Origin of the sequence: Alistipes sp. UBA6068, from assembly GCF_949428155.1 — a bacterium.
Taxonomy (GTDB): Bacteria; Bacteroidota; Bacteroidia; order Bacteroidales; family Rikenellaceae; genus Alistipes; species Alistipes muris.
Map to the genome: position 1 here is coordinate 102713 of NZ_CASQFS010000005.1, position 21312 is coordinate 124024.

Annotated in this window: 23 protein-coding genes; 11 read left to right on the top strand and 12 right to left on the bottom strand. The window is 60.7% G+C overall.

The annotated features are described in order from the left end of the window. Positions 1 to 19 precede the first annotated feature (19 nt). Positions 20 to 2332, top strand: a complete 2313-nt coding sequence (locus QVG21_RS04255) for a TonB-dependent receptor (RefSeq protein ID WP_287922549.1) — start codon at positions 20 to 22, stop codon at positions 2330 to 2332. 96 nt (positions 2333 to 2428) lie between these two features. Here QVG21_RS04255 and mdh read toward each other — a convergent pair whose 3' ends face one another. The 4 genes from mdh to purB form a co-directional block, all read right to left on the bottom strand. Further along, positions 2429 to 3370, bottom strand: a complete 942-nt coding sequence (gene mdh, locus QVG21_RS04260) for a malate dehydrogenase (protein ID WP_287922551.1) — start codon at positions 3368 to 3370, stop codon at positions 2429 to 2431. A gap of 71 nt (positions 3371 to 3441) precedes the next feature. Continuing rightward, on the bottom strand, positions 3442 to 3819 hold the full coding sequence (gene gcvH, locus QVG21_RS04265; RefSeq protein WP_251213883.1) for a glycine cleavage system protein GcvH: 378 nt from the start codon (positions 3817 to 3819) through the stop codon (positions 3442 to 3444). A gap of 69 nt (positions 3820 to 3888) precedes the next feature. Continuing rightward, on the bottom strand, positions 3889 to 4611 hold the full coding sequence (locus QVG21_RS04270) for a biotin--[acetyl-CoA-carboxylase] ligase (protein ID WP_287922553.1): 723 nt from the start codon (positions 4609 to 4611) through the stop codon (positions 3889 to 3891). Next, a complete protein-coding gene (gene purB, locus QVG21_RS04275; RefSeq protein ID WP_287922554.1) occupies positions 4608 to 5954 on the bottom strand; it encodes an adenylosuccinate lyase in 1347 nt (448 codons plus the stop codon). Before purB ends, QVG21_RS04270 begins: the two co-directional genes overlap by 4 nt. Positions 5955 to 6054: 100 nt before the next feature. On the opposite strand from purB, the gene QVG21_RS04280 reads away from it, so the two are divergent. The 4 genes from QVG21_RS04280 to gap all read left to right on the top strand — a co-directional run bounded on the left by QVG21_RS04280 (position 6055) and on the right by gap (position 9231). Then, positions 6055 to 6459, top strand: a complete 405-nt coding sequence (locus QVG21_RS04280; RefSeq protein ID WP_251213880.1) for a DUF4834 family protein — start codon at positions 6055 to 6057, stop codon at positions 6457 to 6459. A 2-nt stretch (positions 6460 to 6461) separates the two neighbouring features. After that, positions 6462 to 7205: an MlaE family ABC transporter permease gene (locus tag QVG21_RS04285; RefSeq protein WP_251213879.1), complete on the top strand. Its 744-nt coding sequence runs from the start codon at positions 6462 to 6464 to the stop codon at positions 7203 to 7205. Continuing rightward, complete coding sequence (locus tag QVG21_RS04290) at positions 7202 to 7957, top strand: ABC transporter ATP-binding protein (RefSeq protein WP_251213878.1); 756 nt, start codon at positions 7202 to 7204, stop codon at positions 7955 to 7957. The genes QVG21_RS04285 and QVG21_RS04290 overlap by 4 nt, the downstream gene beginning before the upstream one ends. Before the next feature lie 257 nt (positions 7958 to 8214). Continuing rightward, complete coding sequence (gene gap / locus QVG21_RS04295) at positions 8215 to 9231, top strand: type I glyceraldehyde-3-phosphate dehydrogenase (RefSeq protein ID WP_251213877.1); 1017 nt, start codon at positions 8215 to 8217, stop codon at positions 9229 to 9231. Between the two features lie 117 nt (positions 9232 to 9348). On the opposite strand, the gene QVG21_RS04300 is transcribed toward gap, so the two are convergent. After that, the gene (locus QVG21_RS04300) at positions 9349 to 9768 is read right to left on the bottom strand and encodes a hypothetical protein (protein ID WP_287922557.1); all 420 of its coding nucleotides are present in this window, start codon (positions 9766 to 9768) and stop codon (positions 9349 to 9351) included. Positions 9769 to 10074: 306 nt separating this feature from the next. Here QVG21_RS04300 and QVG21_RS04305 point away from each other — a divergent pair, with 306 nt between their 5' ends. From QVG21_RS04305 to QVG21_RS04330, 6 genes are all read left to right on the top strand, one after another. Further along, a complete protein-coding gene (locus tag QVG21_RS04305; RefSeq protein ID WP_287922559.1) occupies positions 10075 to 10644 on the top strand; it encodes a YceD family protein in 570 nt (189 codons plus the stop codon). Between the two features lie 33 nt (positions 10645 to 10677). Then, positions 10678 to 10863, top strand: a complete 186-nt coding sequence (gene rpmF / locus QVG21_RS04310; RefSeq protein WP_251213874.1) for a 50S ribosomal protein L32 — start codon at positions 10678 to 10680, stop codon at positions 10861 to 10863. A gap of 143 nt (positions 10864 to 11006) precedes the next feature. Then, positions 11007 to 11954, top strand: a complete 948-nt coding sequence (gene plsX / locus QVG21_RS04315; protein ID WP_275556993.1) for a phosphate acyltransferase PlsX — start codon at positions 11007 to 11009, stop codon at positions 11952 to 11954. 19 nt (positions 11955 to 11973) lie between these two features. Continuing rightward, entirely contained in the window at positions 11974 to 13002 is a 1029-nt protein-coding gene (locus QVG21_RS04320) for a beta-ketoacyl-ACP synthase III (protein ID WP_251213873.1), read from the top strand. Positions 13003 to 13301: 299 nt separating this feature from the next. Further along, positions 13302 to 13745, top strand: coding sequence for a PepSY-like domain-containing protein (locus tag QVG21_RS04325; RefSeq protein ID WP_287922562.1), 444 nt, complete (start codon positions 13302 to 13304; stop codon positions 13743 to 13745). 175 nt (positions 13746 to 13920) lie between these two features. After that, complete coding sequence (locus QVG21_RS04330) at positions 13921 to 14445, top strand: ferritin (protein WP_251213871.1); 525 nt, start codon at positions 13921 to 13923, stop codon at positions 14443 to 14445. Between the two features lie 145 nt (positions 14446 to 14590). Here QVG21_RS04330 and QVG21_RS04335 read toward each other — a convergent pair whose 3' ends face one another. From QVG21_RS04335 to QVG21_RS04365, 7 genes are all read right to left on the bottom strand, one after another. Beyond that, complete coding sequence (locus QVG21_RS04335) at positions 14591 to 15322, bottom strand: DUF5131 family protein (protein WP_251213870.1); 732 nt, start codon at positions 15320 to 15322, stop codon at positions 14591 to 14593. Between the two features lie 4 nt (positions 15323 to 15326). Next, positions 15327 to 15776, bottom strand: coding sequence for a GNAT family N-acetyltransferase (locus QVG21_RS04340; protein WP_251213869.1), 450 nt, complete (start codon positions 15774 to 15776; stop codon positions 15327 to 15329). Positions 15777 to 15780: 4 nt separating this feature from the next. Then, on the bottom strand, positions 15781 to 16239 hold the full coding sequence (locus QVG21_RS04345; RefSeq protein WP_287922566.1) for a YqaA family protein: 459 nt from the start codon (positions 16237 to 16239) through the stop codon (positions 15781 to 15783). Positions 16240 to 16392: 153 nt separating this feature from the next. After that, the gene (locus QVG21_RS04350) at positions 16393 to 17136 is read right to left on the bottom strand and encodes a DUF4595 domain-containing protein (RefSeq protein WP_287922567.1); all 744 of its coding nucleotides are present in this window, start codon (positions 17134 to 17136) and stop codon (positions 16393 to 16395) included. A gap of 43 nt (positions 17137 to 17179) precedes the next feature. Continuing rightward, a complete protein-coding gene (locus QVG21_RS04355) occupies positions 17180 to 18190 on the bottom strand; it encodes a multidrug DMT transporter permease (RefSeq protein ID WP_287922569.1) in 1011 nt (336 codons plus the stop codon). 27 nt (positions 18191 to 18217) lie between these two features. Continuing rightward, positions 18218 to 19798, bottom strand: coding sequence for an alpha/beta hydrolase (locus QVG21_RS04360; RefSeq protein WP_287922571.1), 1581 nt, complete (start codon positions 19796 to 19798; stop codon positions 18218 to 18220). Beyond that, positions 19779 to 21308, bottom strand: a complete 1530-nt coding sequence (locus tag QVG21_RS04365; RefSeq protein WP_287922573.1) for an ADP-ribosylglycohydrolase family protein — start codon at positions 21306 to 21308, stop codon at positions 19779 to 19781. Before QVG21_RS04365 ends, QVG21_RS04360 begins: the two co-directional genes overlap by 20 nt. Positions 21309 to 21312: the final 4 nt, after the last annotated feature.

Below are 21312 nucleotides of genomic sequence, written 5' to 3' on the forward strand. Positions count from 1 at the left end.
TTCACCCAACTTATTTTCCATGAAAAATCTTTTCTTGGCGCTGCTGTGCGTCGGGACGGTGCTTGCGTGCCGGGCGTCCGATGCCGGAGCTTCGCCCGAACATACCGATGCCAATCTGGTGGGTCACGTTGTCGACAGGCAGACCCGCGAACATGTTCCTTACGCTACGGTCGCCGTGCAGGGTACGACCTACGGTACCACTACCGACGCGTCGGGCCATTATTATCTGAAGAATCTGCCCGAGGGCCCCTGCACGCTCGAAGTGCGGGAGCTGGGTTACGCGCCCTTGCAGAAGCAGGTCGTGCTGCGTTCGGGCGAGACGCTGGAGGTCAATTTCGACATCGAGCAGAGCGGCATTTCGATGGACGAGGTCGTTGTCTCGGCCAGCCGGACCGCCACTTTGCGGCGCGAGGCTCCGGCGCTGGTCGGCGTGCTCAGCGCCGAGCTGTTCGACAAAATCAACGCCGCGTCGCTCGCCGGGGGCCTTTCGTTCCAGCCCGGCGTGCGGGTCGAGGACGATTGCCAGAACTGCGGCTTCACGCAGGTGCGCATCAACGGGCTCGACGGCCACTATTCGCAGATTCTCATCGACTCGCACCCCGTGTTTTCCGCCTTGACGGGGGTCTACGGGCTCGAGCAGATTCCCGCCAACATGATCGAGCGGGTCGAGGTGCTGCGCGGCGGCGGGTCGGCGCTCTACGGTTCGTCGGCCATCGGCGGTACCATCAACGTCATCACGCGCGAGCCCTCGCGCAGTTCGGCGTCGCTTGCCCACACCCTCACCTCCATCGGCTGCGGCGGCACCTACGATAACAATACCATGCTCAATGCCTCCTACGTTACCGACAACCGTCGCGCCGGGCTTTGCGTCTTCGGGCAGAACCGCCACCGTTCGGGCTACGACCACGACGGCGACGGCTTCACCGAGCTGCCCGTCATCCGGTCGCAGTCGGTCGGCATGCGTTCTTTCTTCCGCACCGGGGCTTATTCGCGCATTACGGCCCAGTATCATCATCTGAGCGAGTACCGGCGCGGCGGCGACCTGCTCGACCTCCCGCCCCACGAAGCTTGGGTCGCCGAGCAGACAGACCATTCCATCGACGGCGGCAGTCTCTCGTTCGACTTCTCGACCCCCGACCGCAGCGACCGCGTGAACGCCTACGCGTCGTTCCAGAATACAGCGCGCCGCAGCTATTACGGCTCGAAGCAGGACCCCGACGCCTACGGCAAGACGCACGACATCACCGTGGCGGCCGGGGCGCAGTATATCCATGCGTTCGGGCGGCTGTGGTTCATGCCCGCCGAGCTGACCGTCGGTGCCGAATACAGCTTCGACGACCTTTCCGACCGTTCGCTCGGCTACGACATGGCCACCGACCAGACGGTGCATATCGTCGGGGCTTATTTCCAGAACGAGTGGAAGACCAAAAAGTGGTCGCTGCTCCTCGGCGGGCGGCTCGACAAGCACAATCTGGTCGACAACCCCATCTTCAGCCCGCGCGTCAACGTGCGCTTCAATCCCACCGAATCGGTCAACCTGCGGGCAAGCTACGCAGGCGGTTACCGCGCTCCGCAGGCGTTCGACGAGGACATGCACATCGCCGTCGTGGGCGGCGAGCGGGTGCGCATCCGCCTGGCCGACAACCTCCGCGAGGAGCGTTCGCACAGCGTCAGCCTCTCGGCCGACCTCTACCGCCAGTTCGGCAGCGTGCAGACCAATCTGTTGGTCGAGGGGTTCTATACCGTCCTCAACGATGTCTTCGCCCTGCGCGATCTTCCGGTTCCGACCGAGGACGGCAGCGTCATCCGTGAGCGTTACAACGGTTCGGGCGCCACGGTGGCGGGCATCAACATCGAGGGGCGCGCCATCTTCACACGTTGGTTCGAGTTGCAGGCCGGGATGACGTGGCAGCAGAGCCGTTATGCCGAGCCCGAATTCTGGAGCGAGGACGAGACGGTGGCTCCCGTGCGGCGGATGTTCCGCACGCCCGACCTCTACGGTTATTTCACCGCGTCGTTCAAGCCGTGGCGGACGCTCGCCGTCGACCTCACGGGCAACTGCACCGGAGAGATGCTCGTTCAGCACATGGCCGGGTCGGGCACCGAGCACGACGTGGCGGTCATCACGCCCCGGTTCTTCGACATGAACGCCCGGCTGAGTTACGACCTGCGGATTTACAAGGAGCTCACCATGCAGTTCTACGGCGGCGTGCAGAACCTGTTCAACGCCTATCAGAAGGATTTCGACCAGGGGGCCGACCGCGATTCCGGTTATGTCTACGGGCCGTCTCTGCCCCGCAGCTGGTTCGTCGGCGTCAAGTTGAATTTCTGAGGCTCTCTTTTGGGCATTCCGAGCGTCAACGATTAAAAAAAGCATTCGCCCCGGGGAACTTCCCCGGGGCGAATCGTATGGAGCGTCGGCGTGCCGTTACAGCGCCTTGATTTCGCGCAGTACCTCGTTGGTCTTGCGGACCGCGGCGGCCGATTCGGCGAATTTCGCGGCTTCTTCTTTCGTGAAGTCTATTTTCACGATTTTCTCGATGCCCTTGCGGCCGATGATGGCCGGTACGCCGATGCAGATGTCTTCCTGGCCGTATTCGCCCTCCAAGTAGCACGAGCAGGGAATCATCTTCTTCTGGTCGTTCAGAATCGCTTCGACCATCATCGCGGCCGCTGCGCCCGGAGCGTACCACGCCGAGGTGCCGATCAGTTTGGTCAGCGTCGCGCCGCCCACCATCGTGGCCTGCACGGCTTCCTGCAGTTTCTTCTTCGAGGCGAATTGCGTCACAGGCACTCCGTTGACCGTCGCTTTCGACAGCAGCGGAATCATCGTCGTGTCGCCATGGCCGCCGATGACCATGCCGTCGACATTGTTGATGTTGGCTCCCGTGGCTTTGGCCAGGTAGCATTTGAAGCGCGACGAGTCGAGCGCGCCGCCCATGCCGATGATGCGGTTCTTGGGCAGTCCCGAGCTCTTCAGCGCCAGGTAGGTCAGCGTGTCCATCGGGTTGGCCACCACGATGACGATGGCCCGCGGCGAGTATTTCACGATTTGTTCGACGACGCCTTTCATGATGTTGGCGTTCGTGCCGATGAGTTCTTCGCGCGTCATGCCCGGTTTGCGGGGGATGCCCGAGGTGATGACCACCACGTCCGAGTTGGCGGTCTTTTTGTAGTCGTTGGTCGCGCCGACCAGTTTCGTGTCGAAGTCCATCAGCGTCGAGGTCTGGTACATGTCCAGCATCTTGCCTTCCGACAGGCCTTCCTTGATGTCGATCAGCACTACTTCGCTCGCCACTTCGCGGCAGGCCATCACATTCGCGCAGGTCGCGCCCACGGCGCCCGCACCTACAACGGTAACTTTAGACATATCTGTTTATTTAAGTTTGCGCATTCGCGGCTGAAAGGCCGGACGTTCCGGTCGGCCGCTTTCGTTTCGTCCTATCCGATCAGTTCGGCGTATTTCTCCGGCGTCAGCAGCGCTTCGTAGTCGGCCGGGTCCGAAACCTTCACCTTCACCAGCCAGCCCTCGCCGTAGGGGTCTTTGTTCACAACCGACGGGTCGGCGTCCACCGCAGGGTTGAATTCCACGATTTCGCCGCCCACAGGCAAGAATGCGTCGCTCACCGTCTTCACCGCTTCTATCGAGCCGAATACGTCGCCCGCCGCCAGGGTCTCGCCCGCGGTCGGTACGTCTACGAATACGATGTCGCCCAGTTGGCTTTGCGCGAAGTCCGTGATGCCCACTACGGCCGTGTCGCCTTCCATGCGGCACCATTCGTGGTCGCTGGAGTATTTCAGGTTGGCAGGTACGTTCATCTTTCTTTCTGTTTTTAAGGATTCGTTATGCAAATATAGGTGTTATTTCGATAACAGCAAGGGTTTCTGTTATTTTTTTAACACGAATTCGATCTCTCCGAACAGGTATTCGCCGAGCGTTCCGTCGGTGTGGCGGACGAGCAGTTCCCCGGTGGGGCGTACTCCTTCGATGATGCCCTCGGTCTCGCCCTGCCCTGGCAGGCGGTAGGTGTGCCGTTCGCCCAGCCGGTACATGCGGGTGCGGTAGTCGGTTTGCAGGGTTTCCCGGTCGCCTTGGCGGAGTTGTTCGTAGCGGAGGGCGAAGCGTTCGAGGAACGTTCGCAGGACTTCTTCGCGGTCGAACGTGCGTCCGGTCAGCTGCGCCATCGACACCGGGTTGGGCAGCGCCGGGTCGAATGCGGCCTGGTTGACGTTGATTCCTATGCCCACGATACTCCGCGCCAGGGTCGGGCCCGAGCAGTTGTGCTCGAGCAGCATCCCCACTATCTTGCGGTCTCCGGCGTAGATGTCGTTCGTCCACTTGATGCGGGTCGCGATGCCGTAGTGCGCGAACATGTCGGTCAGTGCCAGCGCCACGGCTTCCGAGAGCAGGAATTGTTCGCCTATGGGCAGGAACTGCGGTTCGAGGAGCAGCGAGAACGTCAGGTTTTCGCCCTCGGGGCTGTGCCACACGTGGCCGCGCTGGCCCCGGCCCGCCGTCTGCCGTTCGGCCCATACCACGTCGCCGTGACGGTATCGCGCGTCGCGGGCTTCGTCGTTGGTCGACGTCGTCGTGGCAAGACGGTAAATCATTGAAAAACTCCCGTATAGGTCTGTGGCGACAGGGCGCGCAGTTCGGCCTTGACGCTTTCGGCCACGCCGAGCGTTTCGATGAACGCCGCAATGGCTTCGGCCGTGATGTGGCTGTTGGTGCGGGTCAGCGCCTTGAGTGCTTCGTAGGGTTTGGGATAGCCCTCCCGGCGCAGGATGGTTTGGATGCCCTCGGCCACCACGGCCCAGTTCTGTTCCAGGTCGTGGTCGAGCGCTTCGCGGTTCAGTATTAGTTTGTTCAGTCCTTTCAGCAGCGATTGCAGCGCTATGACCGAGTGGGCCATCGGCACCCCTATGTTGCGCAGGACGGTCGAGTCGGTCAGGTCGCGTTGGAGCCGCGATACGGGCAGTTTGGCCGCCAGGTGTTCATAGATGGCGCTGGCGATGCCCAGGTTGCCCTCGGCGTTCTCGAAGTCGATGGGATTCACTTTGTGCGGCATGGCGCTCGAACCCACTTCGCCCGCCTTGATTTGCTGCTTGAAGTATTCCTCCGAAATGTACATCCACATGTCGCGCGCCAGGTCTATGAGGATGGTGTCGATGCGCTTGAGGTTGTCGAAAATCGCCGCCAGGTTGTCATAGTGTTCGATTTGCGTGGTGTACTGCGAGCGTTCGAGCCCCAGTGTTTCGCCTGCGAAGCGGTTGGCGAAAGCCACCCAGTCGACGGCCGGATAGGCCGCGCGGTGGGCGTTGAAGTTGCCCGTCGCTCCGCCGAACTTGGCCGGAACGGCTATGCCGTGGAGCATGGCCAGCTGTTTTTCGAGCCGCTCCACATAGACCATCATTTCCTTGCCTAAGGTCGTCGGCGAGGCGGGCTGTCCGTGCGTGCGGGCCAGCATCGGCACGGCGCGCCATTCGTCGGCAAAGGCGGAGAGCTTGTCGCGCACCTCCTCGACGGCCGGATAATATACGGCGTTGAGCGCTTCTTTGAGCGACAGCGGAATCGACGTGTTGTTGATGTCCTGCGAGGTCAGCCCGAAGTGGACGAATTCTTTGTAGTCGGCCAGCCCGAGGGTGTCCATCTTCTCCTTGATGATGTATTCGATGGCCTTGACATCGTGGTTGGTCACCGCTTCGATTTCCTTGACGCGTTCGGCGTCGGCCGCCGTGAAATCGAGGTAGAGCGAGCGCAGGGCTGCGAACTGCGAGCGGTCGACGCCCGCCAGCTGCGGCAGGGGCAGCTCGCACAGCGCAATGAAGTACTCCACTTCCACACGGATGCGGTAGCGGATCAGGGCCTGTTCCGAAAAATAATCGGCCAGTTTTTCCGTTTTGTTGCGGTAGCGCCCGTCGACGGGCGAAATGGCGGTCAGAGCGTTCAGCATATCGGGCATGGTTTTGTTCGTTCCGGCGTCAAATTTAAGACAATAAATTGAATTACGCATAATTTTCTTACCTTTGCAAGGCTGTAATCGCAGAAGTGTCATGAGATTCATCGCTGCCATACTCGACGCCCTCGCCGCGTTCGTCCAGCGCAATCCGTTGTTCGTGTTGTGCGTCATCGTGCTGGCGCTCGTCGCTCCGGCTTTGCTGCGGGGTGTCGCGGCTTTCATTGTGTATGTCTTCTTCGGATTCGTGTTGCTCGTCGGGTTGCTGGCGCTGTTGCTTCGCTGGCGTATCTGGCGCGTCCAGCGCGACATGGAGAAGCAGTTCGGCCGCGGGTTCCGCGCCGACGGTTCCGCCTATGCGGCCGGCGACCCGTTCGCCCGGCGGCAGCGCCGCGGCCGCGAAGGCGACGTGCAGGTCCGCAAGACCTCCGGTGCACCCGAAAAGCGGGTCGCCAGCGACGTGGGCGATTACGTCGATTTCGAGGAGACCAAAGAAGAATAGCCATGTTCCGACTTTTCGCCACCATAGGCCGTTATTTCATGTTGATGGGCAAGGTTTTTTCCCGCCCGGAGAAGATTTCCATCTACCGGAGGCGCATTGTCTACGAAATGGAGGCCTTGGGCGTCGATTCCATCGGTCTGACGGCCATCATCTCGGTCTTCATCGGTGCGGTCATCACGCTTCAGATGTGCATCAACCTCGAATCGCCCTTCATTCCGCGGTCGCTGGTCGGTTACGCTACGCGCGAAACCATGATTCTGGAGTTCTCCTCCACGGTCGTGGCGTTGATTCTGGCCGGTAAGGTCGGGTCGAGCATCGCTTCCGAAATCGGCACCATGCGCATCACCGAGCAGATCGACGCGCTCGAAATCATGGGCGTCAATTCCGCTTCGTATCTCATCCTGCCCAAAATCGTCGCCGCGGTCTTCTTCTTTCCGTTCCTTACCGTTCTGTCGATTCTCATCGGCATCACGGGCGGTTGGGCCATCTCCTATCTGACGGACATCATGCTTCCGGCCGATTACGTCGACGGACTGCTGATGGATTTCAAGCCTTATTCGATCACTTATTCGCTCATCAAAATGGCGGTCTTCGCCTACCTGATTACCTCCATTTCCGCCTTTTTCGGTTACTATGCCAAGGGCAATTCGTTGGAGGTCGGCGCCGCTTCGACGCGTGCCGTGGTGGTCGGTTCGGTGGTCATCATGATTTTCAACCTCATGCTCACGCAGATTCTTCTGATATGATACGCGCCCAACATATCGTCAAGTCGTTCGACGGCCGCACGGTGCTCGACGACATCTCCGTCGAGTTCGATACCGGCAAGACCAACCTTATCATCGGCAAGAGCGGTTCGGGCAAAACCGTGCTGCTCAAAAGTCTGGTCGGGCTCCACGAGATCGATTCGGGCGACGTGTGGTACGACGACATCAATTTCACTGGGCTCGGGTTCCGCGAGCGCAAGGCCATCCGCAAGGACATCGGCATGATTTTCCAGGGCGGGGCCCTGCTCGATTCTTCGTCCGTCGAGGAGAATGTCAAGCTGCCCCTCGACCTTTTCACCGAGCAGTCCGAGGCCGAGAAGCTCGAACGGGTCAATTTCTGTCTCCAGCGCGTGCGGCTCGAAAACGCCAACCACCTCTATCCCGCCGAGCTTTCGGGCGGTATGATCAAGCGCGTCGCCATCGCCCGGGCCATCGTGCTCAATCCCAAGTACCTCTTCTGCGACGAGCCCAATTCGGGGCTCGACCCGCAGACTTCCATCGTCATCGACAACCTCATTCACGAGATTACCTGCGAGTACAACATCACCACCATCATCAATACCCACGACATGAATTCCGTCATGGAAATCGGCGAGAAGATTGTATATATCCACGAGGGGCATAAGTGGTGGGAGGGTACCAAGGACGATATTCTCCATGCCGATAACCCCGAGTTGAACGCTTTCGTCTTCGCGTCGGCCATGGCCAAGCGGGCCAAGGCGGCAGCACGTTGAGGTGAAAGGTGAAAAGTGATTGTGTCTTTCTGAGCGGTAGCGAAGAATCTGTCGGGCGGGTGCTCCCCGGTTATTAGCGGCAGGCGGCTGTTCCGCGTATGGAATTTCCGGCGCCCTCTCCGGAAACTTCCCGAAAGCGTTGAGGGATGTTTTATTAAAAAAACTTAATTTTTTACTTGCGTATAATATATAAAGTGTATACTTTTGCGCTGTGAAAAAAATAACGGTAAATTTTCAACCTAATAATAAGTAGATTTATGGCAACTATCAAAATCGGTATCAACGGCTTCGGTCGTATCGGCCGTCTGGTGTTCCGTGCCGCTTGCACGAACAGCAACATCGAGGTTGTGGGTATCAACGACCTCGTGCCCGTGGATTACATGGCTTACATGCTCAAGTACGACACCATGCACGGCCGTTTCGACGGTACGGTGGATTTCAACGTCGAGAAGAGCCAGCTCATCGTCAACGGCAAGGCTATCCGCGTCACCGCCGAGAAGGACCCCGCCAACCTCAAGTGGAACGAGGTAGGCGCCGAGTACGTCGTTGAGTCGACGGGTCTGTTCCTTACCAAGGAGAAGGCCGAGGCCCACATCGCCGCCGGTGCCAAGTACGTCGTTATGTCGGCTCCCTCGAAGGACGATACGCCGATGTTCGTTTGCGGCGTCAACACCGACACCTACGCCGGTCAGAAGATCGTGTCGAACGCTTCCTGCACCACCAACTGCCTGGCTCCCATCGCCAAGGTGCTCCACGACAAGTTCGGCATCACCGACGGTCTGATGACCACTGTTCACTCGACCACCGCTACGCAGAAGACCGTCGACGGTCCTTCGATGAAGGATTGGCGCGGCGGCCGTGCCGCTTCGGGCAACATCATCCCCTCGTCGACCGGCGCTGCCAAGGCCGTGGGCAAGGTGATTCCCGAGCTCAACGGCAAGCTCACCGGTATGTCGATGCGCGTTCCGACCCTCGACGTGTCGGTTGTCGACCTCACCGTCAACCTCGCCAAGCCCGCCAAGTACGACGAGATTTGCGCCGCTATGAAGGCTGCTTCGGAGGGTGAGTTGAAGGGTATCCTGGGTTACACCGAGGAGGCTGTCGTTTCGTCCGACTTCCTGGGCGACGCTCGTACGTCCATCTTCGACAAGGCCGCCGGTATCGCTCTGACCGATACTTTCGTCAAGGTCGTTTCGTGGTACGACAACGAGTGGGGTTACTCCAACAAGGTCCTCATGCTCATCGAGAAGATGGCCGCTTACAACAACAAGTAGTCGTCTGCCGATCATACGGAAAAGTCCGGCGCTCGCAAGAGTGCCGGATTTTTTGTTTGCTGAGGGGGCAGCGATCGTTTAATTAAAATTCTTGATTGGGCTCTGTGACCGCTTCGGCTATCGGGCGTCTTCTTTCTCCACCCGCATTTCGACCGACGCGCCCGACCATTGGTTGATTCGGCGGGTGGTTTTGCTCACCCTCCGGCCCCCGTAGGTGATAGTCAGTTCTACGTCGAACGGTTGCGTTTCGTCGATTTCGTTGGTCGGCGGCAGCGTGTGCGGGATTATGTAGAGGTAGAGCAGCAGGTGGTCGCACGGCGCCGTCGTAAGCGTTATCTTGCGGCCCGGGGCGATTCCCGCAGGCGGTTCTTTCAGTTCCGCGCCTACATCGGCTGCATGCGAGCCCGCCGTCACGAATTCCGTCTGTCGGTCTTCCGCGTCGAAGCAGCCGGCCATCAGCGCTACATTGTAGCGCCACCAGCCCGCGTAGTCGCTCGTCACTTTGACGGTAAATCCTTTTTTCGTCGTCGTTGCCATATTGCAAAGATAGCGCAAGCCGAGGGCAAAAGCAAACTTGTTTGCATTTTGCCGAGACGTAGCCTATGTTCTGTAAAGATAGCGCAAGTCGCGAGTAAAAGCAAGTTTCTTGTTGGTGTCTCGGTTCATAAAACCCGGCTCTTAGCCGGGCCGATACGTAGCCTATGTTCTGTAAAGATAGCGCAAGCCGCGAGTAAAAGCAAGTGGGTTCTGCGCCGTTCGCGTCCTTTAATTATAGAAAACATCGCGCCGTTTTCTTTGCAGATGTCTTATTTTTTCGTAGCTTTGCGCACTATTTGTGTTCAGATGGATGCAGCGAAAGGATATTCCATTGCTTACAAAGGGTTGAAAAACGGGTCCCACGACTTTTCTTTCAAGGTCGGCGGTGCTTTTTTCGGGGCTTTCGGCAGCGTGGACATCAAGGACGGCGAGTGCGGCGTTTCCGTGGCCCTCGTCAAGTCCGAGACACAGCTTTCCCTCGACGTTTCCATCCACGGCGGCGTGGTCGTCGCTTGCGACCGTTGTTTGGAGGATTGCCGCATCCCCGTCGATTTCGAGGGGCGTTTGTTGGTCCGTTTTTCCAACGAGCCGCAGGAGTACGACGGCGAGGTTTTGTGGTTGGCTCCCGGCGAGGACGAGGTCGATCTGGCACAATACATTTACGAAAGTATCGTTTTGTCGTTGCCTTACCAGCGGGTCCATCCCGAGGGCGGCTGCGACCCCGAGATGCTCCGGCGTTTCCGCATCGTCTCCGGCGAGGAGTTCGCCCGGATAGAGGCCCGCAGCGGGCAGGAGACGCCTAAGGGCGGTGATTGGGAGAAGCTCGCGGCGCTCCGGGAGCAGTTGGAGAGCGAGGAGCACTCCGGCAGTAAGTAGAGAATATGTTGAACTAAATAATTTTTTTGTACCATGGCACATCCTAAACACAAAGTCTCGTCGACGCGGCGTGACAAGAGAAGAACCAATTACAAGGCGGCGGTTCCCACGGTCGTTACTTGTTCCAATTGCGGCGCTGCCACGCTTTACCACCGGGTTTGCCCCGAGTGCGGTTTCTACCGCGGCAAGCTCGCCATCGAGAAGAAGGCTGCCGAATAGGGCGGATTTCCGGAAAGAGCGCGTCCCGTTTTCGGGGGTGGCGGCTCTTTTTCGGTTTCTGTCGTTGCGGTCCGTCGCGTGCGGAGCCGGTTCCCGTTGTCGCGGGGCGGCAGACCATTATGTAAAACCTAATCGTACAACTTATGTTAAAGATAGGTGTAGACGCCATGGGCGGTGATTTCGCTCCCGAGGCCGCGGTCAAGGGCGCTGTCATGGCGTTGGAGGCCGTCGGTGCCGAGAGCCGTATCGTCCTCTTCGGCAGCGAGGAGCAGATCCGGGCCGTGCTCGCCGCGGAGGGTTGCCCCGCCGAGCGGTTCGACATCGTTCCCACGACCGAGGTCATCGAGATGGGCGACCACCCCGCCAAGGCTTTCCAGGCCAAGGCCGATTCGTCGATTGCCGTCGGGTTCGGTTACCTCGCCAAAGGGGCCGTCCACGGTTTCGCCAGCGCCGGTTCCACCGGGGCCATGATGGTCGGTTCCATGTACGCCGTCAAGCCCATCGAGGGGGTCATCCGGCCTACGATTTCGTCCCTCGTGCCTACGGCTGCCGGACGTCCGGCCTTGTTGTTGGACGTGGGTCTGAACGTCGATTGCAAGCCCGAGGTGCTCGCGCAGTACGGCCTCATCGGGTCGATTTTCGCCGAGTCGGTCCTCGGTATCGCGTCGCCGCGCGTCGCCGTCCTCAATATCGGCGAGGAGGAGACCAAGGGCAACGCGCAGGTCAAGGCCGCCCACGAGTTGTTGCGCGACGAGAAGCGCATCAATTTCGTCGGTAACGTCGAGGGGTCGCACATCTTCTCCGGCAAGGTCGCCGACGTCATCGTCTGCGACGGTTTCGTCGGCAATACGGTCCTCAAGATGGCCGAGGGGCTCTACCGTATCAACAAGGCGCTCGGCGGCGGCAACGCGTTCTGGGACGCCATGAATTACGAGAACGTGGGCGGTACGCCTGTTTTGGGCGTCAACGCTCCCGTCGTCATCGGGCACGGGTGTTCGTCGCCCTTGGCCATCAAGAACATGATTCTGACCACCGAGCGCTGCATCCGCACCGAGGTGACGGCCAAGTTGCAGCGTGCATTCAACAACTAATCATTCAAGCTAACAACAAATGGGAAAGATAACAGCAGCGATTACGGGTGTCGGGCAGTATCTGCCGGATTACCTTCTGACCAACGACGAGTTGAGTACGATGGTCGACACCAACGACGAGTGGATCACTTCGCATACGGGTATCAAGACGCGTCATATCCTCAAGGGCGAGGGTATCGGTACTTCTTACATGGGTGCCCGCGCCGTCATGAACCTCCTCGACAAGACCGGCATCGACCCCATGGAGATCGACGCCGTCATCTGCGCCACCATCACCCCCGACATGTTCTTCCCCTCGACGGGCAACCTCATCGCCGACCAGGCCGGGTGCAAGAATGCTTTCGCCTACGACGTTTCGGCCGCTTGTTCCGGGTTCCTCTTCGCCCTCACTACGGGTGCTTCGTTCATCGAGTCGGGGCGCGGTAAGAAGGTCATCGTCGTCGGCGCCGACAAGATGTCGTCCATCATCGACTATACCGACCGTTCCACTTGTCCGTTGTTCGGCGACGGCGCCGCGGCCGTGTTGCTCGAGCCCAATACCGAGGGGTTGGGCGTCATCGATTCCATGCTGCGGTCCGACGGTTCCGGCGAGTTGCAGCTCTACATGAAGGCGGGCGGTTCGCGTTTCCCCGCTTCGGCCGAGACCGTGGCCAACAATTGGCATACCATCACCTGGGACGGGCAGGCCGTCTTCAAGGCCGCTGTTTCCAAGATGGCCGACGTGTCGGTCGAGATGATGGAGCGGCATAACCTCACGGGCGACGACATCCGTTACCTCGTGCCCCACCAGGCCAATTTGCGCATCATCGACGCCACCGCACGGCGTATGGGCATCACGGCCGACAAGTGCATGATCAATATCGACCGCAACGGCAATACTACCGCCGCTACGATTCCTACTTGTCTCTACGATTACGAGAAGGAGCTCCGGCCCGGCGACAACCTCATCCTCTCCGCGTTCGGCGGCGGGTATACGTGGGGCGCTATCTACGTCAAGTGGGCTTACGACGGCTCGAAGGCTTGCCAGGTCAAGACCGACAAGCAGTAGTCTTCCCGGTTTTTTCCGGTTCCGCGGGCGGCCTCATGGCCGTCCGTTTTTTTTGTGTCCGCGTTCCCCGTCGGGAAATTTCCCGCACTTGATCAGATGTGTTAAAACGTTTTAGCAGCCCCGTTGCGCCCGGTGCGCGGCAGGCCGCGGGGAATCCGCTGCAAAATATCCGTTTCGGTCGGTTTTTGGGCGGTGTTCGTTTTTTTGTCGTCCGGCAGGGTTGGAAATAGCCGGATTGTTTTTATTTTTGCCTTTGGTCGGGTATTTGCCCGCAGACCTTTGTTTTTAAAATGCAGTCTATGAAAAAGTATTTCGTTCTTGCGGCGGTCGCTTTGTGTTCCGTCGGTTTCGTTTCCGCTGCGGCTTTCGCCGACAGGCCCGTTTCCGTCGAGGAGCTGCCCGACGCCGCCCGGAAGTTTATCCGGACCCATTTTGCCGGGTCCGAAGTGTTGTATGCCAAGGTCGACGACGATTTGTTCAACAACGACTATAAGGTCGTCTTCGCCGACGGCGTTTCGGTCGAGTTCGCCAGCAACGGCGAGTGGAAGGAGGTCGGGACCCGGCGCGGTGTCGTGCCCGCCGCCATCGTGCCCCCGGTCATCCGCGAGCAGGTCGGGAAGCAGTTTCCCGGCGTCCTTATCGAGAGCATCGACCGCGACCGGCGCGGTTTCGAGGTCGGCCTCAGCAACGGGCTCGATCTGAAGTTCGACCGGCAGTTCAATCTGGTCGACATCGACGATTAGCCGTCCGCCGTTTTTTCTCGCGCCCGCTTTCCCTCCCGGAATGGCGGGCGCAGGGCGTTATAGGCGTTTCTTATGGCCGCATCGGTTAATATGATTGGTTTTTCGTGCCAACATCGCGTATTCTGTCGTATCTTTGCCGAACATAATATTCCGGACAATTCCAAACCATACCATTATGTTAAGCAAGAAGTTGCACGACGCGCTCAATGCGCAGATCAATGCCGAGCTGTGGTCGGCCTACCTCTATCTCTCCATGTCGCTCGACGCCGAGAACAAGGGTTTCAAGGGGGTCGCCAATTGGTTCTACATCCAGTTCCGCGAGGAGCAGGACCATGCCCGTATCTTCATGAACTACCTCCTCTCGCGCGATGCTGAGGTTAAGTTGTCGCCTATCGCCGAGGTGCGTACTTCGTGGGCGTCGCCCCTCGACATGTTCAAGGACACGTTGGAGCACGAGAAAAAGGTCACCGCCATGATTCACAACCTGGCGGCCATCGCCGCCGAGGACCGCGATTTCGCTTCGTCCAATAAGCTCGTTTGGTTCATCGACGAGCAGATCGAGGAGGAGGAGAACGCCCGCGGCATGATTCAGTCGTTCGAGGCTGTCGAGGGCAACAAGTTCGGCTTGTATATGCTCGACAAGGAGTTGGCCGCACGGGTTTATTCGGTGCCCTCGCCGCTCGCTTCGGCCGAAGATTAAGCCCCGGCCCGTTGAAAGGTCATAGGCGAAAGGTGCGCAGGCACTTTTCGCCTTTTTGTTTTTTGGGGGGGGGATGCCGAGGGTTCGGGACTTCCAGGGCCGGGACGGGAATCCGGAAAGGCAGAGTGTTCCGGGGCGACGGTCGTTATTCTCTGTCCGTTATCTTGTAGTCTATCCCTGCTTTGCGGGCCTGTGCGTGTTGGTATTCGCGGCGGATGCGGTACAGACGGCCCTCTTTCAGAAGCCGTGCGCCCGTCTGATGGTACCAGAACGGTATTTCCGCTTCGACGCATTGCTGGCGGACGGCAAGCACCCAGTCGTAGTCGCAGATTCGTGCTTCGGGCCCCGATTCGCCGCCGACCGACACTTCTTCGATGGCGGGCGTCAGCCACGGCTTGAGGTCCAGCGGCCCCAGCAGGGGTGCACAAACGATTACCCGGTGGCGGATCGGTGTTTCAAGAAAGCAGGGAAGCCGTCGTTCGGCCATCTCCTGGTTCTCCACCGTGCAGCCGACCGTCACGTTTTCGTAGCCCTCGCCCCAGTCCGGCGGCAGCGTTTCGCGCAGCCGTTCGATTCGTTTCGTGAAGAACATGAACCGCAGGTCATGGCGCAGGCGCATCATTGTCCACGCTTCGGGGCGCCAGGCGTCGGCTTCTTCCAGCAGGAAGTCCGACGTGAAGCATGTGTAGACCCGTTCGCCCGCCGCGATTTTGAAGCGGCCGTCGCGGCTGCGGCGTACCGGCAGGTTGAATGCCGCCGTCTTGCGGGCTTCGCTGCTGTCGAGGGCGTGTTGCGCATCCTGCCGGTAGACATAGCAGTTGCGGCAGCCTTCGCTCGCCTTGCGGCATCCGTGCCACGGGTTCCACGCTGCGGCCATAGGTTCAGAGTTCCATCCGCAGGCGCACCAGGTCGCGGCATTCTTCGCCCGCTTCGACGATGGGGGACGGGTAGTATTTCGGGAAGTAGTCGCGTTCGGTTTCCACGGGCTCGAATCCGAACGAGCGGTAGAGGCGCAGCGGGCCGTTTTCGACGCTGCCCGTCGCGATTTCGATGCGGCGGCAGCCCGCTTCCCGCGTCACCCGCAGCGCATGGAATATCAGGTCGGTGCCGATGCCGCGGCGTTGGTAGGCCGGGTCGACCGCCAGGTTGACGATTTCGGCCGTGAACGGGTGGGTGCGTATCAGCATGCACACTCCTACGGTCCGCCCCTCGGCCGTAGCTACGTAGCAGTCGCCGCGGTCGATGTAGTCGGCCACCGATTCGGGCGATTCGTCGCCCAGCAGAAGCAGTTCCCACGGCGGGGTGTCGGTTTTCAGTATCCGGGTTTCCATAGGGTCAGAAAAGCGAGACGATTCCTTTGTACGAGAGTACGACGGCCAGATAGCGCAGGGCCTTGCCCGCCAGCATCGCGCCGCCCGTTGTCCACGGGTTCGCGCGCATGAGCCCCAGCATCACGGCGATCGCTTCGCCTATGACGGGCAGAAAGCCGAAGAAGCCCATCATGGCGCCGCGGCCCGCCATGAATTTCCGGGCCCGGGCCAGTTGGCGGGTGCTCACTCCTAACTTCGCAATCCATTCCGTGCGGCCCAGCGTGCCGATCCAGTAGCACGTCATGCCGCCCAGCGTGTTGCCCGCCGATGCCGCAGCCAGGCACCCCAGCGGGTCGGCGCCCATGCCCAGCAGCACTGCCAGCACCGCTTCCGAGCTGAACGGCACGACGCTGCCTGCAATCGCCGCCGCCACGAAAAGTCCTCCGTAGCCCCAGTCGACCAATATCTGCGTCAGCGTCTCCATGGCCCAAAGGTAGTGCAAATCCCGCTCCGCCCCAAAGGCCGCCGCCGAAAAAATCCGCAGCCGGACCCACCCACCCTGCTAAAGGCCCCTCCGCAAAAATTCCGGCCGCCCTGCAAGGGGCGGCCGGTGCTTCATGGGGGTTGCTAAAACGTTTTACTCGATCTTCTCCCACGTGTACTCGAAGTACTCCATTTCGCCGCCGTAGTTCTTGTTTTCTTTCACTACGCAGCCGTTGTCGTCCGTGTCGTAGGTGTAGACTGCGGCCGTCTCCGAGTGGGCCCACTTGCTCGATTCGCACAGGTAGACCGACGGTTTGCCGAACAGTCCTGTCTCGTAGAGCCAGCGGCTCGGGTCGGAGGCTTCGCTGTGTATGTTGAAGATGCGGTTGGTGTTGGGCGTGCCCGTGTAGGTGTGGTTCTTGGTCTGGAGCTCGCCGTCGCGGGTGCGGGTCCACGTTACGAGGCATTCCTGCTCCCAGGCGATTTCCGACACGACCTCGCCGTTCTTCTTGATTTGGGTCATGTGGCCCTTGGCGTCGTAGGCGTATTCGCGGACGTCGTCCCATTCGTCGGTCATCTTGGCCACATAGCCGTTCGCGCCGAGTTCCATTTCGGCGTAGCGGTTGCCCGAGTTGGTCATCGTGATTTTGCTGCCGTCGTAGACAAGTGTGTAGTCCTTGCCTTCTTCGCGGTAGATGTGGGTCACACGGCCCTCGCTGTCGTAGGTGTATTGGTAAACGTCGGCCCAGCCGTCGCCTACCAGCGAGTAGGTTTTAACCCGGTATTGAGGTCCTTGGGGCCCGTTCCCCCCCCCTCCGTTATCGTTGCTGTCGTTGCACGAGACCATGGCGGCCGCACCCATCAGCAGGGCGGCGAATGCCGAAAAGAGTTTTTTCATAGCTTTTTGTTTTATTAGGTTAGTGAATGAAGTGTCGCGGTCGTTAGTTGCCGGCCAGGATAATCAGCCCCAGCCCCGTCAGGAACAGCACGAACATCAGCGCGATGAGCAGGTTCACACGGCGCGTGCCGCCCCGGAATTCGCGCCAGATGAAGACGCCCCAGAACGCTGCCACCATCGTGGCGCCCTGCCCCAGTCCGTAGGAGACGGCCGTTCCGGCCGGGCCCGAGGCGATGTAGCTTGCCAGCGAACCCAGGCACCAGATGGCGCCGCCCAGCATGCCTACGCCGTGGGTCTTGGCCGTGCCGCCGAAATATTCCGCGTAGCGGACGCGTTCGCCCGCAAACGGATAGCGCATGACCAGCGTGTTGAAGAGCAGGTTGCTCGCCAGCACGCCCAGCGAGAAGACGAAGATGGCCGAATAGGGGGTCATCATGCCCGGGGTCGGGGCTGCGAAGTTGTCGACGGCCATGCCCTTGACCACGCAGCGGAAGAAGAACGACATCAGGATGCCCGCCGCGGCCGCCAGCAGCAGTCCGCGGGTGTTGGTCTTGGCCGCCGTGCCGCTGTTGCGCTGGTGCATGCCCGAGGCGATGCCGTTGCAGACGATGGCCGCCACGACCAGCGCCACGCCCGCAAAAAGCAGCACCGGGTTGCCCGAGGGCTGGCCTGCGTAGTTGATGACGACGCCCAGCACCAGCGCCAGCCCTACGCCCAGCGGGAAGGCTACCGACATGCCCGCCAGCGCGGTCGATGCCGAGAGCAGGATGTTCGAGGCGTTGAATATCACGCCGCCCAGCACGACCCAGCCGATGCTTCGGCCCGACGCCTGCCCGAGGTCGGCCAGGAAACTGCGTCCTGCGTCGCCCGTGCTGCCCATCGTCAGACCCAGCAGCAGGGCCGCCAGCACCATGCCGATGACATAGTCCCAATAGAAGAGTTCGTAGCGCCAGCTTTTCTGGGCCAGCTTCTGGGTGTTGCCCCACGAGCCCCAGCACAGCATCGTGACGAAGCAGAACACGATGGCCAGGGAATAGCTTTCAACGATAAACATAGCCGATAGATTTTTTTAGGTGGTTTTTTATTGGATTCGGATTTTCTCGCCGAGGGTCGGGCGCATGGCTTCCAGGCAGCGTTCCGCCGCTCCCGCATCGGCCGGGGTGCCCTCCGCGACGCGGTACTCGAAGCCGATTCCCTGCGCGTGGCAGGTTTCATAGAGCCGGTTCGCCGGGCCATAGTTGCGTCCCTCGTCGGTCAGCGCGATGAAGTAGAAGACTTCGGGCGACGGGGCCGTCTCGGGGTCCGTGGCCGCATCGAGCAGGAACAGCGCGTTGAACGGCGACTTCGCAGCCGTGGCGGCATAGGCCGTCCGTCCCGCTTCTCCCGCGGCGATGCACAGGCGGTGTTCGCTGTCCGCACCGAGGGCGAACGCTTCTTCGGCCGCGGCGATGAACTTCTCCAGCGGGAAGCCGGCGGCCGATGCGTCGGCTGCGACCAGCACGAACGGCTTGGCGTTCTGAGTGGTTGCTAAAACGTTTAAGCACTCGTCGGGCGTGAGCGGCAGCGTGCCGTCGTGCAGCAGATAGAGCGCCGTGTAGCTGCGCTGCGGGTCGTAGTCCGACGGAGTGAAGACCTCGGCCTGCACTCCGGCCAGTTCGGCCGTGCGGCGGGTCGCTTTGTGGGGCGTGTAGGTGTTCCGCGCCGGGGCGTCGAACGCACGGCCGTTGAAACGGCAGTCGATGAAGCGCAGCACCTCGGGCATCGCTCCGCGCCAGTAGTCGCCCGTGTGGGCGCCGTTGCGGACGCGGTATTCGTGGGCGAAGCCGATGTCGCGCAGCTGGCCGTGCAGCCGGTCGTTGGCGACCAGAAGCTGTTCCTCGTCGTCGCCGCAGTCCAAGTAATAGGCCACGTCGGCATATTGTGCGGCGTTTTCGCGGGTGAACATGTAGAACGGGCAGTGGGCCTTGTAGTAGTCGGTCAGGCGCGCCTCTCCGGCCAGCCCCTTGCCGCCGAAGATGGCGCCCCACTGCGAATCCCACCCCGAAGCGGGTTCGGACATGTACTGCTCGTCGGTGCGGAACGACATGCTCAGCGGCACCGACACCGAGAAGAGCTCGGGGTGGCACGAGGGCAGAATCATCGCTCCGAAGCCGCCCATCGAATAGCCCACCACGGCGCGGTGGCCGCGGTCGGCGAGGGTCCGGTAGGTCCTGTCGACATAGGGCACCAGCTCCTCGGCGAACATTTGCATGTAGTCGAAATTGCCGTCGAGACGGTTCACGTAGTAGGAGCGGAAGCCGGAGGGCATGACGTAGATCATGTCGCCGAGCCCGGCGGCTTCGCATTGGGCCACGGTGTTCTCGATGCGCAGCCATTGGTCGTTCCACGACTTGTGCGTGTCGCCCAGCCCGTGGAGCAGGTAGACCACGCCGTAGCGGCGCTCGGGGTTGGACAGGTAGTCCCGGGGCAGCAGCACGGCTGTCTGGACGTTCTGCCCGAGGATTTCGCTCCGCACGCCGATTTCGCAGGCGTAGCGGACGAACTTGTCGGGCGCCGGGGGCAGTGCGCGCTCCTTCTCGCCGCAGCCGCCCGCGAGGGCCAGGCCGAGGGCGAGGATGGCCAGCAGATTCATACGCATGGGTTTATGCTTGTTCTTGTTCATAGACGACCATTTCCTTGGCCTCCACCACGTAGTCCGGGCTGGGGTTGAGCACCCGCAGCGTCAGCTCGTGCTCCCCGTTCTCGGGCAGGCAGTAGGTGTAGAAGATGTCGTACTTGCGCTTGATGTAGTCGTAGGGCATTTCGGTCGTCTCGACCACCCGGCCGTCGACGGAACATTCGATGCGGGCCGTATAGGGCTGGTCGGTGAGGTTGACGCGCGTAATCTGTCCCATGACCACCACGCTGTTGCCCGTGAAACGGAGCGTCAGCGAATCGTTGAACTGACGCTTGAGCACGCGGCGCTCGACGGGCCGGATGCCCTCGAACGATTCTTCGTAGGGCACGGTCTGCGGCTCCTGCAGCCGGATGGTGTACTGCCCGTCGGCGACCGAACCGCCGTCGCGCAGGATGAACTCGGTCAGCAGCTGAAGATTGAGGTCGTAGATGCGCCTGAGCGAAATGGAGGTGTAGGGGAAGTCGATCTCCTCGCACTTCTCGATGGCGGGTTTCCACTTGTCGGGAATCGCCTCGTAGCCCTGCATGACGCCCAGAATGCCCGCCGCCGAAGCGGGGTTGCAGTCCGAATCCTGCCCGCAGCGTGTGGCGATGTCCATCGTGCGGAAGAAATCGCCCTCGCCGTAGAGCAGGCCGATGACCACATAGGCCGAGTTGATGACGGCGTCGATGTTGAATCCGTTGAAAATGCCTTCGGGGCACCCTTTTTCAAATCCGTAGCGTTTTTCGGTCTCTAACCAGCAGCGGTGCCAGTCGTCGGGGTAGGTGCGCCACAGGCCGATGACGTCGGCGATGCAGCGGTGGTAGCGGCTCTCGGCCGGGATGGTGCGGAGCGCTTCGGTGACCAGTGTTTCGATGTCGTCGCAGACGAACGCCAGCGAGTAGAGGGCCCCGATGTAGACCCCGCCGTAGTAGCCGTCGCCGCAGTTCATGATGTGGCCGATGCGGTCGCACAGGGCCGTGCCGCTGGAGGGCATGCCCGGCGTGAGCATTCCGATGAAGTCGGCCTCGATCTGGAAGTCGATGTCGTCGGCGTGGGGATTGTTCTTCCAGTGGCCCGAGGCGGGGGGCATGATGCCGTGGAGGATGTTGTAGCGCGCCGCCTGGTTGGCGTGCCAGAGCTTGTAGTCGGCATTGGCGAAAGCCAGCGCGTAGTTCTCGGCCGGAGCGTCGATGCCGTCGCGGGCCATCACCTCGACGAACGTGAGGTCCATGTAGACGTCGTCGTAAAGCCCCGGGTCCTCCATGAAGGTGTCCCAGGCGTAGTCGTCGTACCACACGAACTGCACCTCGTCGTGGATGATGCCGCCCTTGTACTTGAATTCGGTGGGGCCGCCGAAGGTGCAGCCGATGGTCTGCCCGGCCCAGCCGCCCTTGATTTTGTCGCGCAACACCTCTTCGCTCAAGGTGACGGTCCCGCCGTAGGGGATGGCCGTGCGGCTGTTGCAGCCTGCCAGCGCCGCGGCGCAAAGTACGGTGAATAGTAGCTTTTTCATGTTG

Bases quoted from the DNA above. Each gene is read 5' to 3' on its own strand.
- QVG21_RS04255 (WP_287922549.1), top strand. From the start codon at position 20: ATGAAAAATCTTTTCTTGGCGCTGCTGTGCGTCGGGACGGTGCTTGCG.
- mdh (WP_287922551.1), bottom strand. From the start codon at position 3,370: ATGTCTAAAGTTACCGTTGTAGGTGCGGGCGCCGTGGGCGCGACCTGC.
- gcvH (WP_251213883.1), bottom strand. From the start codon at position 3,819: ATGAACGTACCTGCCAACCTGAAATACTCCAGCGACCACGAATGGTGC.
- QVG21_RS04270 (WP_287922553.1), bottom strand. From the start codon at position 4,611: ATGATTTACCGTCTTGCCACGACGACGTCGACCAACGACGAAGCCCGC.
- purB (WP_287922554.1), bottom strand. From the start codon at position 5,954: ATGCTGAACGCTCTGACCGCCATTTCGCCCGTCGACGGGCGCTACCGC.
- QVG21_RS04280 (WP_251213880.1), top strand. From the start codon at position 6,055: ATGAGATTCATCGCTGCCATACTCGACGCCCTCGCCGCGTTCGTCCAG.
- QVG21_RS04285 (WP_251213879.1), top strand. From the start codon at position 6,462: ATGTTCCGACTTTTCGCCACCATAGGCCGTTATTTCATGTTGATGGGC.
- QVG21_RS04290 (WP_251213878.1), top strand. From the start codon at position 7,202: ATGATACGCGCCCAACATATCGTCAAGTCGTTCGACGGCCGCACGGTG.
- gap (WP_251213877.1), top strand. From the start codon at position 8,215: ATGGCAACTATCAAAATCGGTATCAACGGCTTCGGTCGTATCGGCCGT.
- QVG21_RS04300 (WP_287922557.1), bottom strand. From the start codon at position 9,768: ATGGCAACGACGACGAAAAAAGGATTTACCGTCAAAGTGACGAGCGAC.
- QVG21_RS04305 (WP_287922559.1), top strand. From the start codon at position 10,075: ATGGATGCAGCGAAAGGATATTCCATTGCTTACAAAGGGTTGAAAAAC.
- rpmF (WP_251213874.1), top strand. From the start codon at position 10,678: ATGGCACATCCTAAACACAAAGTCTCGTCGACGCGGCGTGACAAGAGA.
- plsX (WP_275556993.1), top strand. From the start codon at position 11,007: ATGTTAAAGATAGGTGTAGACGCCATGGGCGGTGATTTCGCTCCCGAG.
- QVG21_RS04320 (WP_251213873.1), top strand. From the start codon at position 11,974: ATGGGAAAGATAACAGCAGCGATTACGGGTGTCGGGCAGTATCTGCCG.
- QVG21_RS04325 (WP_287922562.1), top strand. From the start codon at position 13,302: ATGAAAAAGTATTTCGTTCTTGCGGCGGTCGCTTTGTGTTCCGTCGGT.
- QVG21_RS04330 (WP_251213871.1), top strand. From the start codon at position 13,921: ATGTTAAGCAAGAAGTTGCACGACGCGCTCAATGCGCAGATCAATGCC.
- QVG21_RS04335 (WP_251213870.1), bottom strand. From the start codon at position 15,322: ATGGCCGCAGCGTGGAACCCGTGGCACGGATGCCGCAAGGCGAGCGAA.
- QVG21_RS04340 (WP_251213869.1), bottom strand. From the start codon at position 15,776: ATGGAAACCCGGATACTGAAAACCGACACCCCGCCGTGGGAACTGCTT.
- QVG21_RS04345 (WP_287922566.1), bottom strand. From the start codon at position 16,239: ATGGAGACGCTGACGCAGATATTGGTCGACTGGGGCTACGGAGGACTT.
- QVG21_RS04350 (WP_287922567.1), bottom strand. From the start codon at position 17,136: ATGAAAAAACTCTTTTCGGCATTCGCCGCCCTGCTGATGGGTGCGGCC.
- QVG21_RS04355 (WP_287922569.1), bottom strand. From the start codon at position 18,190: ATGTTTATCGTTGAAAGCTATTCCCTGGCCATCGTGTTCTGCTTCGTC.
- QVG21_RS04360 (WP_287922571.1), bottom strand. From the start codon at position 19,798: ATGAACAAGAACAAGCATAAACCCATGCGTATGAATCTGCTGGCCATC.
- QVG21_RS04365 (WP_287922573.1), bottom strand. From the start codon at position 21,308: ATGAAAAAGCTACTATTCACCGTACTTTGCGCCGCGGCGCTGGCAGGC.